General features: G+C 63.5%; 9 protein-coding genes. 2 read left to right on the top strand and 7 right to left on the bottom strand.

Going from position 1 to position 15,133, the window contains the following annotated elements; genetic code table 11:
• Positions 1-18 precede the first annotated feature (18 nt).
• Positions 19-3,954 carry a trifunctional transcriptional regulator/proline dehydrogenase/L-glutamate gamma-semialdehyde dehydrogenase gene (gene putA, locus F3J17_RS22185; RefSeq protein WP_167063760.1) on the bottom strand — a complete coding sequence of 1,312 codons (3,936 nt, stop codon included), beginning with the start codon at positions 3,952-3,954 and terminating at the stop codon, positions 19-21.
• A 286-nt stretch (positions 3,955-4,240) separates the two neighbouring features.
• On the opposite strand from putA, the gene F3J17_RS22180 reads away from it, so the two are divergent.
• On the top strand, positions 4,241-4,390 hold the full coding sequence (locus tag F3J17_RS22180) for a hypothetical protein (protein WP_167063743.1): 150 nt from the start codon (positions 4,241-4,243) through the stop codon (positions 4,388-4,390).
• 122 nt (positions 4,391-4,512) lie between these two features.
• Here the strand turns inward: F3J17_RS22180 and F3J17_RS22175 are convergent, their stop codons facing one another.
• Both F3J17_RS22175 and hemE read right to left on the bottom strand, forming a co-directional pair.
• Positions 4,513-6,780: a primosomal protein N' gene (locus F3J17_RS22175; protein ID WP_167063740.1), complete on the bottom strand. Its 2,268-nt coding sequence runs from the start codon at positions 6,778-6,780 to the stop codon at positions 4,513-4,515.
• 438 nt (positions 6,781-7,218) lie between these two features.
• On the bottom strand, positions 7,219-8,307 hold the full coding sequence (hemE, locus tag F3J17_RS22170) for a uroporphyrinogen decarboxylase (RefSeq protein WP_167063737.1): 1,089 nt from the start codon (positions 8,305-8,307) through the stop codon (positions 7,219-7,221).
• 222 nt (positions 8,308-8,529) lie between these two features.
• Between hemE and F3J17_RS22165 the strand changes: the two genes are divergently transcribed.
• The gene (locus F3J17_RS22165) at positions 8,530-9,354 is read left to right on the top strand and encodes a transporter substrate-binding domain-containing protein (RefSeq protein WP_167063734.1); all 825 of its coding nucleotides are present in this window, start codon (positions 8,530-8,532) and stop codon (positions 9,352-9,354) included.
• An 802-nt stretch (positions 9,355-10,156) separates the two neighbouring features.
• On the opposite strand, the gene F3J17_RS22160 is transcribed toward F3J17_RS22165, so the two are convergent.
• The 4 genes from F3J17_RS22160 to atpG all read right to left on the bottom strand — a co-directional run bounded on the left by F3J17_RS22160 (position 10,157) and on the right by atpG (position 15,059).
• Complete coding sequence (locus F3J17_RS22160; protein ID WP_167063731.1) at positions 10,157-11,899, bottom strand: AMP-binding protein; 1,743 nt, start codon at positions 11,897-11,899, stop codon at positions 10,157-10,159.
• 289 nt (positions 11,900-12,188) lie between these two features.
• The gene (locus F3J17_RS22155) at positions 12,189-12,614 is read right to left on the bottom strand and encodes a F0F1 ATP synthase subunit epsilon (protein WP_042296371.1); all 426 of its coding nucleotides are present in this window, start codon (positions 12,612-12,614) and stop codon (positions 12,189-12,191) included.
• 79 nt (positions 12,615-12,693) lie between these two features.
• Positions 12,694-14,088, bottom strand: a complete 1,395-nt coding sequence (gene atpD, locus F3J17_RS22150) for a F0F1 ATP synthase subunit beta (protein ID WP_167063730.1) — start codon at positions 14,086-14,088, stop codon at positions 12,694-12,696.
• An 86-nt stretch (positions 14,089-14,174) separates the two neighbouring features.
• Complete coding sequence (atpG, locus tag F3J17_RS22145) at positions 14,175-15,059, bottom strand: F0F1 ATP synthase subunit gamma (protein ID WP_167063727.1); 885 nt, start codon at positions 15,057-15,059, stop codon at positions 14,175-14,177.
• Positions 15,060-15,133: the final 74 nt, after the last annotated feature.

Raw genomic sequence — 15,133 nt, 5'->3', positions numbered from 1 at the left:
CGACAGTATGGACTGTGCTTAACCGATCGTCATCAGATTTGCATTGCCGCCAGCCGCAGCGGTATTCACGCTCACCGAGCGCTCCGTGAGCAGGCGTTCGAGCGCGTAATCCTCATCGCCGTTGGCGAGCGCATGCGCCGCCACGCCTTGCACCGACACGATCGGGCCGGAGCGTTTGGCCACATCCTTCACGAGGCCGAGCAGCTCGTCGCTATCGCCTTCGAACAGCACAGCGTCGAAGTCGGCGTCGGCCGTCTTCTTGATCGCGGCGTGTGCCTTGAGCGATGCGGGCAGCGCGTTCACCAGCGCTTCACCGGCCGCGCCCTGGAACAGCGCGCGGTTGCCCGTGGCCAGCACGACGGCGAGTTGGGCGCGCGCGCCGGTCGGCGTCGAGGCCACGCACAGCACCGTGCCGCGAGCCGACAGCGTGTAGGTGTTGCGCTCGCCGGTCGGGCCCGAGAGCACCGCCGTGGCGCCTGCCAGCACGTATTGCAGGTAGCCGTCGCAACGCGCCGCGAGTGCGGGTTCGCGCTCGGCGATGAGCCAGTCGCGCAGCGTCGTGAGGTTCGCGTGTGCGGAATTGCCCGAGCCTTCGCCTTGCGGCTGATCGACGATCAGCGAATCCGACAGCGACTTCGGCAAACCGGCCGGACGCTTGGACAGCAGACGCGACAGATACAGCGCGCCACCCGCCTTCGGACCCGTGCCCGACAGACCTTCGCCGCCGAAAGGCTGCACGCCGACGACTGCGCCAATCACGTTACGGTTCACGTAGATGTTGCCGACATGCGCGCGGCCAACCACGTGCGCGATGGTTTCATCGATACGCGTATGGATGCCGAGCGTCAGGCCGTAACCCGTTGCGCGGATCTGTTCGAGCAGCTTGTCGAGCTGGCTGCGGCGATAGCGGATCACGTGCAGCACCGGGCCGAACACTTCGCGCTTGAGCTCGTCGAGGTTGTCGATTTCGATCAGCGTCGGCGGCACGAAGGTGCCCTTCGTGCAATCGTCGCCCATCGCCATCTGCAGGACCTTGCGGCCCTTTTCGCGCATACCGGCCACGTGAGCGTCGATACCGCGTTTGGCTTCGGCGTCGATCACCGGGCCAACGTCAGCCGAGAGGCGATCCGGGTTGCCAACCGCGAGTTCCTGCATCGCGCCCGTCAGCATTTCGAGCGTGCGATCGGCCACGTCGTCCTGCAGACACAGCACGCGCAGCGCCGAACAACGCTGGCCCGCCGAGTCGAACGCGCTTTGCAGCACATCCGCGACGACCTGTTCCGCGAGCGCCGACGAATCGACGATCATCGCGTTCTGGCCGCCCGTTTCGGCGATCAGCGGGATCGGACGGCCGTCCGAATCCAGGCGCTGCGACAGCGTCTTGTTGATGAGGCGCGCGACTTCGGTCGAGCCGGTGAACATCACGGCGCGCGTGCGGGCATCGGCGACCAGCGCCGCGCCCACGGTTTCGCCGTCGCCCGGCAGCAGTTGCACGGCGCCTGCGGGCACGCCCGCTTCGCGCAGGATGCGCACCGCTTGGGCGGCGATCAGCGGCGTTTGCTCTGCGGGCTTCGCGAGCACGGTGTTGCCTGCGGCAAGCGCGGCGGCCACCTGGCCCATGAAGATCGCCAGCGGGAAGTTCCACGGGCTGATACACACGACCGGACCGAGCGGACGATGCGTGTCGTTCGAGAATTCTTCGCGGATCTGCGTCGAGTAATAGCGCAGGAAGTCGATCGCTTCGCGGATTTCGGCGATGGCGTTCGGCAGCGACTTGCCCGCTTCGCGCACGATCAGGCCCATCAGTGTGTGCATCTGCGCTTCGAGCAGATCGGCGGCGCGCGACAGGCAATCGGCACGCGCTTCGACCGGCGTGGCTTGCCAGATCGGCGCGGTGGCGACGGCGTGCGAGAGCGCGGCGCTCACGTGTTCGCTGGTCGCTTCCACGACCGTGCCCACCAGATCGCGATGATCGGACGGGTTACGCACGTCACGTGCGACGCCTTCGGCCAGATCGATATCGGCGAGCATCGGCGCGGCGCGCCACGGATGATGCGCGCTTGCCAGCAACGCCGACGACAGCGACGCCAGGCGATGCTCGTTCGACAGATCGAGGCCCATCGAATTGAGGCGCTCGCTGCCATACAGTTCGCGCGGCAGCGGAATCTTCGTGTGCGGCGCACCCAGCGGCACGACCTTCGCGGCGTCGTCGACGGGGTTCGTCACGAGTTCGGCGACCGGCACGGTTTCATCGGCGATGCGGTTCACGAACGAGGTGTTCGCACCGTTTTCCAGCAGACGACGCACGAGGTACGCGAGCAGCGTTTCGTGCGTGCCGACCGGCGCGTAGACGCGGCACGGACGGTTCAGCTTGCCCTGTGCGAGCGGGCCGGTGACTTCTTCGTACAGCGGCTCGCCCATGCCGTGCAGGCACTGGAATTCGTACTGGCCAGGATAGTAATTGTTGCCCGCGAGGTGATAGATCGCGGCCAGCGTGTACGCGTTGTGCGTGGCGAACTGCGGATACACGGCATCCGGCGCGCCCAGCAGCTTCTTCGCGCAGGCGAGGTACGAGACGTCCGTGTAGATCTTGCGCGTGTAGACCGGATAGCCTTCCAGGCCATCGACCTGCGCACGCTTGATTTCCGTATCCCAGTACGCGCCCTTCACCAGACGCACCATGATGCGGTGACGGCTGCGACGCGCCAGATCGACGATGTAGTCGATCACGAACGGGCAGCGCTTCTGGTAGGCCTGCACCACGAAACCGATGCCGTTCCAGCCCGCCAGTTCCTGATCGAAACACAGCGCTTCGAGCAGATCGAGCGAGAGTTCGAGGCGGTCGGCTTCTTCAGCGTCAATGTTCAGGCCGATGTCGTAACGGCGCGCGAGAACCGCGAGCGCACGCACGCGCGGCAGCAGTTCGTTCATCGTGCGTTCCTGCTGCGCACGCGAGTAACGTGGATGCAGCGCGGAAAGCTTGATCGAGATGCCCGGACCTTCGTAGATGCCACGGCCGCCCGCCGCCTTGCCGATTGCGTGGATCGCCTGCTCGTAGGCGGCGTAGTAGCGCTGCGCATCGGCTTCGGTGGTGGCCGCTTCGCCGAGCATGTCGTACGAGTAGCGGAAGCCGCGTGCTTCGAACTTGCGGCTGTTCGCCAGCGCTTCGGAAATGTTTTCGCCGGTGACGAACTGCTCGCCCATCAGGCGCATCGCCATATCGACGCCCTTGCGGATCAGCGGCTCGCCGCCCTTGCCGATCATGCGCGTCAGCGCCGAGGACAGACCCGTTTCGCTATTCGTCGTCACCAGCTTGCCGGTGATCATGAGGCCCCACGTGGCGGCGTTCACGAACAGCGACGGCGCGTGGCCGACGTGCGATTTCCAGTCGCCCTTGCTGATCTTGTCGCGGATCAGCGCGTCGCGCGTCGCGCGGTCGGGAATACGCAGCAGCGCTTCGGCCAGGCACATCAGCGCCACGCCTTCCTGGCTGGACAGCGAAAACTCGTGGATCAGGCCTTCGACGCCGCCGCCCGTGCGCTTGGCGCGGAGCGTTTCGACCAGCTTGGTGGCCAGCTTGGTGACGTCGCCGGTCAGGTTGGCGGGCAGACGCGCCTCGCCGATCAGGAACGGCACGCACTCCGGTTCCGGACGGCGGTACGCAGCCGTAATGGCCGCGCGCAGCACCGATTGCGGCTGCACGTTTTGCGCGAATTCGAGGAACGGGTGCGACGCGTATTCGTCCGGGCCGTCGGTTGCGCCCTCGCCGAGATCGGCGGCGCTCACGTGGCCGTTCAGTTCGGGCGGCAGTTGCCCATGCTCGATCTTTTCGAGGTACGCGAAGATGGCTTGCTTGATGAGCCAGTGCGGAGTGCGCTCGAGGCGCGTAGCGGCATCTTTGAGCCGCGAGCGGAGGAGGTCATCGACCTTGACGCCAAGGGTGGTGCTAGCCATGTTTCCTTCGTATGCCGGCTGACCCGCACCGGCCAAAGACTAAAAAGTTGGCGAATCGTACCCCTCCCAAAAAAAAGGTGCAACCAATTTCGCGCGACGGTTGCACCCCACCGAAAGCCCCGTGCAGCCTGGGTTTGCGGCCGGTTGCGGGGTTCGGGGCGACGGCGGGTTGCGCTCGGTACTTTCCCTGGGCATGAAAGTTTTTTGTCACCCTGTTCAAAACGCATCGTTTGCCGATATACAGGCATAACGGGGAGCCGGTCTATGTCGGCGCGAGGACCAGAAAATGGAAAAATGGATGGTGGTGGCAGGTGTGTGGAGCATGTGCGCGCTGTGCGCCGTGCTGTTTATCCGGGGCGCGGCGGCAACGACGTCCCGGCGCGTCCGTGCGGCGCAACCTGAGAGCGGCGACGCGGCCCACGCGGTCCAGCGCTGATACGCCGGAAGAACGGTTGAGTCCGGCGCATCGGCCATCGGGAAGGCCATCGCGCTGTCTGCCTGTCTTGCGCGGCTTGAAGGACGCATTGCGCGCCCCTCGCTCATGCTTCAGTTCGCCGCTTAGATATCGAGCGGATCGACTTCGAGATTCCATCGCAGCACGCCGCGCAGACCGCGCAGCGTGGGCAGCCACGCCCGCAAGGTGGCCTGGAGCGCCGCCCGCGAACTGCTCTCCACGAGCAGCTGGGCGCGATGGACATTCATCACTTTCACGATCGTGAGCGGCACGGCATCGTAGGCCATCACGCGCGACGCCGTGGGCATCGCCGCGAGCGCCTGCGCGGCTTCGGCGAGAAAGGCCAGCGCCGCTTCGAGCGTGCGCCCTTCGGCGCGCAGCAGAGCCTGGTAGACGAAAGGCGGCAGGTGCGCGTCGCGTCGCTCGGCGATCTGCGCATTGGCGAAACCCACGTAATCGTGGCGCGCCAGCGCGTGATAGATCGCGTGACGCGGATAGCGCGTCTGCACCATCACTTCGCCCGGCAAGCCGGCGCGGCCCGCGCGGCCGCTCACCTGCATCAGTTGCGCGAACAGGCGCTCGCTCGCGCGGAAATCGTGCGAGAACAGCGCGTTGTCGGCATTCATGACGCCGACCAGCGAGACGCGCTGGAAGTCGTGCCCCTTGGCGACCATCTGCGTGCCGACCAGGATGTCGACGTCGCCCGCGTGCACGTCCGAAAACAGCGCCTGCGCGCTGCCCTTGCGGCGCGTGCTGTCGGCGTCGATGCGCAGCACCCGCGCCCCCGGCACCGCGCTCGCGAGCGCTTCCTCGATACGCTGGGTGCCACGCCCCATCGGCGCGATATCGACGTTGCCGCAGTCCGGGCACGAATGCGGAATGCGCGATTCCCAGCCGCAGTGATGGCAGCGCAGCGCGCGCTCGGGCTTGTGTAGCACGACGTAGGCGCTGCAGCGCGGGCAGCCCGCCACCCAGCCGCAGGCGTCGCACGACAGCACCGGCGCATAGCCGCGCCGGTTCAGGAAAATGAGGCTTTGTTCGCCGCGTTCGAGCCGCGCCTTCATCGCTGCGACCAGCGGGCCGGACAAGCCTTCGAACGACGCGCGCCCACGGCGGCGCTCCTCCTCCAGATCGATCAGCTTGACCGTGGGCAGCACGGCGGCTGCAACGGCGCGGCGTGACAGCGTGAGGCGCGTGTAGCGGCCCTGTTCGGCCTGCCACCAGCTTTCCAGCGAGGGCGTCGCCGAACCCAGCACGACCGGCACCTCAAGCTGTTTCGCCCGCCACACGGCCAGATCGCGCGCCGAGTAGCGCAGCCCTTCCTGCTGCTTGTAGGCGGGGTCGTGTTCCTCGTCGACCACCAGCATCGCCAGGTGCGGCAGCGACGCCATGACGGCGAGTCGCGTGCCCAGCACGATGCGCGCGCGGCCCGTATGCGCGGCGAGCCAGTGGCGCGCGCGCTCGCCTTCGGCCAGGCCGCTGTGCAGCGTGACGATGGCGTCATCGGGCAGGACGCCCGCGAAGCGCGTGCGGAACGCGGCTTCGAACTGCGGCGTGAGATTGATTTCGGGAACAAGGACGAGCGCCTGGGCGTCGGGCTGCCGTTCGAGCAGGCCCGCGAGCGCGCGTAGATAAACCTCGGTTTTGCCGCTGCCCGTGACGCCATGCAGCAAAAACGGCGCGAAGCCGCGCGATTCGAGGATTGCCTCTACAGCTTCGGTTTGCTCGTCGCTGAGTTGATGAAGCGGCGCTCGTTCGGACGCAGATGCGGTATTTTTTGCGACCCCATTTGTGGATGGCGCCGTGCCGAACTCTACGCATTCGTATTCGACCCAGCCCGCCTCGCGCCACGCTTCGAGCGTGGCAGCGGCCTTGGGATGCAGCGCGCGAGCATCGGCCAGATCCAGCTCGCTGGCGGCCAGCAATGCCTCGGCCAGTCGGCGCAACGCCTGTGCGCGCGCGGGCAGCGCGTCGGGCAAAGCTTCGCGCCCGGCGGCCAGCACGCGATAGCGCTCTTCAGGTGCCATCAGGCGCGCCCAGCGCGACGGGTCGCGCAGCGCCTGGGGTAATGCCGGCAAGGCGACTTCGCCTAGTCCGCGCTGGTAGTAATCGGCGGCGAAACCCACCAGCGCAAGCCACTGCTCCGACAACGGCGGGCACGATGCGCACACCGCGTCCACATCGCGCAGCTTGTTCGCGGGCACGTCGCTGTGAGTGCTCACTTCGAATACAAGCCCCACCGCTTCGCGGCGTCCGAACGGCACACGCACCAGCATGCCGGGCTGCGCCGGCGGTGCGTCAGGCGGATAGCGATAGTCGTAAAGCGCGGTCAGCGGATGATCGAGCGCCACACGCACGAAGCACGGCGTCATGCCCCACCCCGCTGCCAACCACAGACCGAGAGTGCGCTGGCGCACAGACGCACGGACTTAAAGTGGAACGTCACTTCTCGCGCTAAGTTTTGGATTCCGCTGAACAATCGCGCCCCGCGCCGTCGCGCCTGTGGATAACTTTGTTAAGAACTTCGCTTGAGCGCCCGGCTGGCCTGCTCGCGAGGCCATTATGTGGGACACCGCACAAATGGCCGTGGAGCGGCGAAAGCCTTATCTGTCAAGGGTCTGATTGATTGTTCACAGGCCTTGTTATCGCCCTGCGGCAATTTTTCCCTCTTGCGCGCCGCAACGAGACAAGTGTGTATAAGTCAAGTCTTGACAGCGGCGCGATGGCGTCTGGATGGCCTGTTGAGCCGCACGCGTCCCTGATGCCGAGAGCCCAGCACGCTGCGGCGCAACAAAAAATTCACACTGAATTCAGCCTGCCGCGTGCAGTGCGCGGCTATGACGATGCACCTCGTCGACCAGTTCCGAGACGCTCTCAGGCGGCGTGAATTGCGAGATGCCGTGGCCCAGATTGAAGACGTGACCGGGGTGCGCGCCGAAGCTGTCGAGCACCGCACGGGCCTGTTCGCGGATCGCCGCGGGCGAAGCGAACAGCACGTTCGGATCGAGGTTGCCCTGCAACGCCACGCGGTTGCCCACGCGCTCGCGCGCACGGCCGAGGTTGACGGTCCAGTCCAGGCCGACCGCGTCGACGCCGGTTTCAGCGATCTCGTCGAGCCACAGGCCGCCGCCCTTCGTGAAGGTGATGACCGGCACGCGTTCGCCGTCGTGCTCGCGCTTGAGCTGCGACACCACGCGGCGAATGTATTCGAGCGAGAAGCGCTGATAGATACCGTCGGCGAGCGCCCCGCCCCACGTATCGAAAATCATGACGGCCTGCGCGCCGGCTTCGATCTGCGCGTTCAGGTAAGCGGCCACCGCCTGTGCGTTGACTTCGAGAATGCGCGTCATCAGGTCGGGGCGCGCATACAGCATCGACTTCACGGTGCGGAAGTCGTCCGAGCCGCCGCCTTCGACCATGTAGCACGCCAGCGTCCACGGGCTGCCCGAGAAGCCGATCAGCGGCACGCGCTGACGGCCCTGGCCGTCGGTGAGCGCGCGGCGGATTTCGCGCACGGCGTCGGTCACATAGCCGAGCGTTTCGCCGATATCCGGCACCGCGAGCTTCGCGACGTCTTCTTCGGTACGCACCGGATGCGCGAACTTCGGACCCTCGCCCTGCTGGAACGACAGGCCCAGACCCATTGCATCGGGAATCGTGAGGATGTCCGAGAACAGGATCGCCGCATCGAGCGGATAGCGCTCCAGCGGCTGCAGCGTCACTTCGGTCGCATAGTCGGGATTCTTCGCAAGGCCGAGGAAACTGCCCGCGCGGCTGCGCGTGGCGTTGTACTCCGGCAGGTAGCGGCCCGCCTGGCGCATCAGCCAGATCGGCGTGTACTCGGTCGGCTGGCGCAGCAAGGCGCGCAGGAAGGTGTCGTTCAGAAGAGTGTGGGCCACGTGCGGAGGGCGCTTGCGCGCGAGAATCGGAAGCAGTCGGTCATTTTACCGGAGCTATCGATGCCGCATGGCGCTGATGGCCGGGATAAACGAACCGGGCTCATGGGAGCGCGCCAATCGGGGGAGTCCATGGTTATCGCGTATGCGGGGGCAGACTAAGATCGGCGAGCAGTGCGCCTTTAAAACTTCGATATCAACCTCGCGCACGTGGAGACAGCCAATATGAAAAAGAACAGGATCGCCGCAGCGTGCTCGCTGGTGTGTGCATGCATCGCCGCGCTGGCCGTTGCGCCGGCTGCTTTTGCGCAGAGCGCGGCGCCCTCGTCGTCGCCCTCGCTGTCACCCGCGTCGCGGCTCGACGAAGTGATCGCGCGCGGCACGCTGCGTGCCTGCACGACCGGCGACTACAAACCGTATTCGTTCTACAAACAGGACGGCACGTTCGAAGGCATCGACATCGACATGACCGAGTCGCTGGCAAAGTCGTTGGGCGTGAAGGCCGAGTTCGTGAAGACGAGCTGGTCGAACCTGATGAACGACTTCCTCGCGAAATGCGATGTTGCGGTGGGCGGCGTATCGACTTCGCTTGAGCGCCAGAAACGCGCGTTCTTCACCGAGCCGTATCAAGTCGACGGCAAAACGCCGATCGTGCGTTGCGACGACGTCAACAAGTATCAGAGCATCGCGCAGATCGATCAGCCGACCACGCGCGTGATCGTGAATCCCGGCGGCACCAACGAGCGTTTCGCAAAACAGTTTTTCCCGCACGCGAATCTCACGGTGTATCCGGACAACGTGACGATCTTCAAACAGATCCTCGCAGGCAAAGCGGACGTGATGGTGACCGACGCTTCTGAAACATTGCTGCAGCAAAAGCTCAATCCGGGCCTGTGTTCGGTGCATCCCGACAAGCCGTTCCAGTACGGCGAGAAAGCATGGATGGTGCCGCGCGGCGACGTCGTGTTCCAGCAATACGTCGATCAATGGCTGCATCTCTTGCGTGCGAGCGGCGAGTATCAAACGATCTCGGACAAGTGGCTCAAGTGATTCGCATCGAAGGAGGCCCGCAGCGCGACATCATTCGTTAAACCATATGACGAGTTGCAACCACTCGTTGCAATCGGATATGACGAATCATTGCATGGCACACATGAATGCGAACGTGAATGCCCGCTGCATGTGCGATGCCGTGAAGGGTTTTCATGTGACGTATACCGCGTTTCGCCCACACAGCGGGGCTTCCTTCATGCACGGGGAATGTCGCATTGCAATGCGCATTTTTGTGGCAGTGCAGCGCACTAAAATGCAGGTAAAAATGACTTTCGCAAAACGATCAGGATGGCAAAAAATCCCGCGGAGCCTTATACGACGGGCGTTACAACCTGAAACACTTTGTTACCGCCAAGGTTCATTAATTCGCCCACAATGCCTTCAACGGTTTCAACACGGATGTGGCTCGGTGCAAAGTGTGAGCGGACACGATCACCGGCCGGTCGGCTATGCCGAAGCCCTTGCTTAAGGGGCATCCTTGCTGGAGCCGTGACCGGCGTTTCATACGTTTCTAGCCGGCTCCTCCTTTGGTCTCCTCGCGCTAACCCCGTAGCGTGTGGTTTTTAGCGGGCTCCAGGCCCGCTTTTTTTTCGTCCGCAGTTTTTAGATCCCTTCGCGTTTTCCTTCGCGTCTTCGTTCGTTTTCCCCTTGTTTTTCCCTTATTTGCCGATGCATTTTGCTGCATCAGCGAAGATCGACTTGCGCCCATTCACTCACGCTTTGACCTGAATGGGCTGACATTATCGCCAGCCCATTCGTTCGTCATCCCGATTAATTTTTGTGGTGCGCGGCGCAAGGTTCAGGCTGTCTTCTGCTCGCTGATCTTGAGCTCGTCGATCATGCGCGCACGCATCACGAACTTCTGCACCTTACCCGTCACCGTCATCGGCAACTCATCGACGAAACGGATGTACTTCGGGATCTTGTAGTGCGCAATCTGCCCCTGGCAAAACGCCTGGATTTCCTCGACGGTTGCGCCCTCGCCCGGACGCAAAACGATCCACGCGCACACTTCTTCGCCGTACTTCGCATCGGGTATGCCGAACACCTGCACCGTTTGCACCTTCGGATGGCGGAACAGAAACTCCTCGATTTCGCGCGGATAGATGTTTTCGCCACCGCGAATCAGCATGTCCTTGAGGCGCCCGACGATGTTGCAATAACCTTCGGCGTCGAGCGTCGCCAGATCGCCCGTATGCATCCAGCCATCGACGATCGATTCGGCCGTTTTGGCGTCGTCGCCCCAATAGCCGCGCATCACCGAATAGCCCTTCGTGCATAGCTCGCCGGTCTCGCCCACGGGCACGATGTTGCCCAACGGGTCGACGATCTTCACTTCCAGATGCGGCTGGATGCGCCCCACCGTGGTCGTGCGCTTGTCGAGCGGGTCGGTCGTCGCGCTCTGGAACGACACCGGACTGGTCTCCGTCATGCCGTACGCGATGGTGATTTCCGCGAGATGCATCTTTGAGACCACACGCTTCATCGTTTCGATCGGACACGGCGAGCCCGCCATGATGCCGGTGCGCAAACGCGAGAGATCGAAGCTGGCGAAATCGGGATGATCGAGTTCGGCGATAAACATCGTCGGCACGCCGTGCAGCGCGGTGCAGCCCTCATCCGATACCGCTTGCAGCGTCGCGCGCGGATCAAATGCCTCGCCCGGGAACACCATGTTCGCGCCCACCGACACGCAGGCCAGCACCGCGAGCACCATGCCAAAGCAGTGATAAAGCGGCACGGGAATGCAGAGCGAATCCGCTTCGCTGAGCCGCATCGCCATGGCGATAAAGCGCCCGTTGTTGAGCACATTGCGATGTGTGAGCGTCGCGCCCTTCGGGTTGCCCGTCGTGCCGCTGGTGAACTGGATGTTGATCGGATCGTCGGGGCTGAGTGTGGCGCCGATGGTGTCTAGCTCGGCCTTGCCGTTCTGCTCGATGCGCACGCGGCCTTGCTCGACCACGTCGCTGAAATTGAGCATGCCGGGCGTGTCGGTATCGCACATGCGGATCACCGCGCGCAGTTCCGGCAGCTTCGCCGCGTGCAGTTCGCCAGGCGTCGCGTTCGCGAGTTCGGGCGCGAGCGTCTGCAGCATCTCCAGATACTTCGAGGTCTTGAAGCTCTCAGCCGCGACGATGGCCTTGCAGCCCACCTTGTTCAGCGCGTATTCGAGTTCGGCGAGACGGTACGCCGGGTTGATATTGACCAGCACCGCGCCAATGCGCGCGGTCGCGAACTGCGTGAGCAGCCATTCCACGCGATTAGGCGACCAGATGCCCACTCGGTCACCCGGTGCGATGCCGAGCGCGAGAAAACCGGCGGCCAGCACGTCCACTTCGTCGGCGAACTCGCGCCAGCTCCAGCGGATGCCCTGCTCGCGAAACACCACCGCCGGACGCTCCGGAAAGCGCTGCGCGGTGTCGAGCACGAACGCGCCGATGGTCGCGTCGCTCAGCGGCACGGCGGTACTGCCGCGCACGTAGGAAAGCCCGTCTTTCGGCGCGATGAGCGCTTCGCGCGCACCTGTTGCGTCGATTGCCATGGTGGCTGTCTCCCCGGGAGTCTCTCTCCCGTTTGAAATGGATTTGAAAACGATTGTGCCACCGCCTCGATGGGCAACAGCATCAAGTTTTACCCGCAGCGCATCGACTTGCCGGATGGTCTGCGAAGGCATGATTTCGCATTACCTTTACGTAAACGTCAAGTGATTTTCTGATGTCGCCAGCAAACGCCTGAATCGCGCACACTGCACGGACGAAAAAAAACGGGCTCCCGACTGGGAGCCCGTTTCAGAGCGACAGGCGCGCCGGTAAAGGCGCGCGTTCGCGTATTTAGTGCTGATTCATCTTGCGCAGGCGCTGGATCGCCGCGAGTTGCGCCACTGCGTAGGCCAGTTCGGCCTGTGCGGTTGCGTACTCGAGGTTCGAGCCGGCGTTCTGCAGCGCCTCTTCGGCGCGCTTGCGCGCTTCAGCGGCCTTCGCTTCGTCGAGATCCTTACCGCGGATCGCGGTGTCGGCGAGCACCGTCACGGCGCCCGGCTGCACTTCGAGAATGCCGCCTGCGACGAACACGAACTCTTCATCGCCGTTTTCGGCCACGATGCGCACGGCACCCGGACGAATACGCGTGATGAGCGGCGTGTGGCCCGGCAGAATGCCCAGCTCGCCGGCTTCGCCCGGAAGCGCGATGAACTTCGCCTGGCCGTTGAAGATGCTTTCTTCGGCGCTGACGACGTCTACCTTGATGGTTGCTGCCATATGTGTCGACTCCTGAGGGGTAAGTGGCTGCGGTGGCGAACAAGCCCGCTGGACTTGTCCGCACTTAGGCAACTAACCCTTACTGGATCTTCTTGGCCTTTTCGAAGGCTTCGTCGATCGTGCCGACCATGTAGAACGCTTGCTCCGGCAGGTGATCGCATTCGCCATCGACGATCATCTTGAAGCCGCGGATGGTTTCCTTCAGCGGCACGTACTTGCCCGGCGAGCCCGTGAAGACTTCCGCGACGTGGAACGGCTGCGACAGGAAACGCTGGATCTTACGTGCGCGGGCGACCGACAGCTTGTCTTCCGGCGACAGTTCGTCCATGCCCAGAATCGCGATAATGTCGCGCAGTTCCTTGTAGCGCTGGAGCGTCTGCTGCACGCGGCGCGTGATCGAGTAGTGCTCTTCGCCAATGACGTTCGGGTCGATCTGACGCGAGGTCGAGTCGAGCGGATCGACTGCCGGGTAGATACCCAGCGAAGCGATGTCACGCGACAGAACGACGGTTGCGTCAAGGTGGCCGAAGGTCGTAGCCGGCGACGGGTCGGTCAAGTCGTCCGCAGGGACGTACACGGCCTGAACCGACGTAATCGAGCCCTTCTTGGTCGACGTGATGCGCTCTTGCAGCTTGCCCATTTCTTCAGCCAGCGTCGGCTGATAGCCCACTGCCGACGGCATACGGCCGAGCAGTGCCGACACTTCCGTGCCAGCCAGCGTGAAACGGTAGATGTTGTCGACGAAGAACAGAACGTCGAGGCCTTCGTCACGGAAGTGCTCAGCCATCGTCAGACCGGTCAGCGCGACGCGCAGACGGTTGCCCGGCGGCTCGTTCATCTGGCCGTAGACCAGCGCAACCTTGTCCAGGACGTTCGAGTCCTTCATTTCGTGATAGAAGTCGTTCCCTTCGCGGGTACGCTCACCCACACCGGCGAACACGGAGTAACCGCCGTGTTCCTTCGCGATGTTGTTGATGAGTTCCATCATGTTCACGGTCTTGCCCACGCCGGCGCCGCCGAACAGGCCAACCTTACCGCCCTTTGCGAACGGGCAAACCAGGTCGATAACCTTGATGCCGGTTTCGAGCAGTTCAGCCGAAGGGGACAGATCTTCGAACGCCGGAGCCTTCTGGTGGATCGCGCGCGTCGTTTCGCTGACGATCGGACCGGCTTCGTCGATCGGACGGCCGAGCACGTCCATGATACGGCCGAGCGTCGGCTTGCCGACCGGCACGCTGATGGGCTTGCCCGTGTTCTTGACCACGGTGCCGCGGCGCAGGCCGTCGGACGCACCCAGACAGATCGTACGGACAACGCCGTCGCCGAGCTGCTGCTGCACTTCCAGGGTCAGTTCCGACCCATCGAGAACCAGCGCGTCGTAGATCTTCGGCATGTGTTCACGCGGGAATTCCACGTCGATCACCGCGCCGATGCACTGTACGATCTTGCCTTCTACCAAAGCAGTTGTACTCATCGATTTTCCTTTAGATACCTGAATTCTTCACTCGCCCACCGGAATTCACCGGCGCGGTTGCGCGTACGCTTCGCGTTCCCAGACGATCAGACGGCTGCTGCGCCGCTGACGATTTCCGAAAGTTCTTTCGTAATCGCAGCCTGGCGGCTCTTGTTGTACGAGAGCTGCAGTTCGTTGATGACCGTCTTCGCGTTGTCCGACGCCGCCTTCATCGCGACCATACGGGCCGACTGCTCCGACGCCATGTTTTCAGCCACGGCCTGATAGACCAGTGCTTCGACATAGCGGACCAGCAGTTCGTCCACGACGGTTTGCGCGTCCGGCTCGTAGATGTAGTCCCATTGCGACTTCGGCGTCGCACCGTCGTCCTCGCCACCGTTCAGGCGCTCGTTCGACAGCGGCAGCAGCTGCTCGATCACCGGCTCCTGCTTCATCGTGTTGACGAAGCGGGTGTACGCCAGGTAGACCGCGGAGATCTTGCCTTCCGAGTACTGGTCGAGCTGCACCTTGATGGCGCCGATCAGTTTCTCGAGGTGAGGCGTGTCGCCGAGCTGCACGACGTTCGAGACGACCTTCGCGCGCAGACGGTTCAGGAAACCGAGGCCCTTCGTGCCGATCGCAGTTGCTTCGATCGACTTGCCGGACGCTTCCAGATCCTTGAACTTCTGCAGCGTCGCGCGCAGCACGTTGGTGTTCATCCCGCCGCACAGACCCTTGTCGGTCGTGACGAGAATCACGCCGGCGACCTTCGCATCGTTGTTTTCCACCATGAACGGGTGGCGATACTCGGGGTTCGCACGGCTCATGTGCGCAGCGATGTCGCGGACCTTATCGGCATACGGGCGAGCAGCGCGCATGCGCTCCTGGGCACGGCGCATCTTCGATGCCGCGACCATTTCCATCGCCTTGGTGATCTTGCGCGTGTTTTGCACGCTCTTGATCTTGCCGCGAATTTCCTTCATTCCAGCCATTGCTTGCTCCTTTGTCGACCCGGGTCAGTGCGCTGCACCCACCCGGGTCCCAGTCCGTTTATCTAAGTTGATTC

The sequence above is a fragment of the Burkholderia sp. Ax-1719 genome (assembly GCF_011753055.1).
Lineage (GTDB): Bacteria > Pseudomonadota > Gammaproteobacteria > Burkholderiales > Burkholderiaceae > Paraburkholderia.
The sequence above is the reverse complement of the archived record's forward strand: the minus strand, read 5'-3'. Positions and strand labels throughout refer to the sequence as shown.

What these genes read in the sequence shown, in the direction of transcription:
- putA (WP_167063760.1), bottom strand. Translation starts at nt 3,954, where the DNA reads ATGGCTAGCACCACCCTTGGCGTCAAGGTCGATGACCTCCTCCGCTCG.
- F3J17_RS22180 (WP_167063743.1), top strand. Translation starts at nt 4,241, where the DNA reads ATGGAAAAATGGATGGTGGTGGCAGGTGTGTGGAGCATGTGCGCGCTG.
- F3J17_RS22175 (WP_167063740.1), bottom strand. Translation starts at nt 6,780, where the DNA reads ATGACGCCGTGCTTCGTGCGTGTGGCGCTCGATCATCCGCTGACCGCG.
- F3J17_RS22165 (WP_167063734.1), top strand. Translation starts at nt 8,530, where the DNA reads ATGAAAAAGAACAGGATCGCCGCAGCGTGCTCGCTGGTGTGTGCATGC.
- F3J17_RS22160 (WP_167063731.1), bottom strand. Translation starts at nt 11,899, where the DNA reads ATGGCAATCGACGCAACAGGTGCGCGCGAAGCGCTCATCGCGCCGAAA.
- F3J17_RS22155 (WP_042296371.1), bottom strand. Translation starts at nt 12,614, where the DNA reads ATGGCAGCAACCATCAAGGTAGACGTCGTCAGCGCCGAAGAAAGCATC.
- atpD (WP_167063730.1), bottom strand. Translation starts at nt 14,088, where the DNA reads ATGAGTACAACTGCTTTGGTAGAAGGCAAGATCGTACAGTGCATCGGC.
- atpG (WP_167063727.1), bottom strand. Translation starts at nt 15,059, where the DNA reads ATGGCTGGAATGAAGGAAATTCGCGGCAAGATCAAGAGCGTGCAAAAC.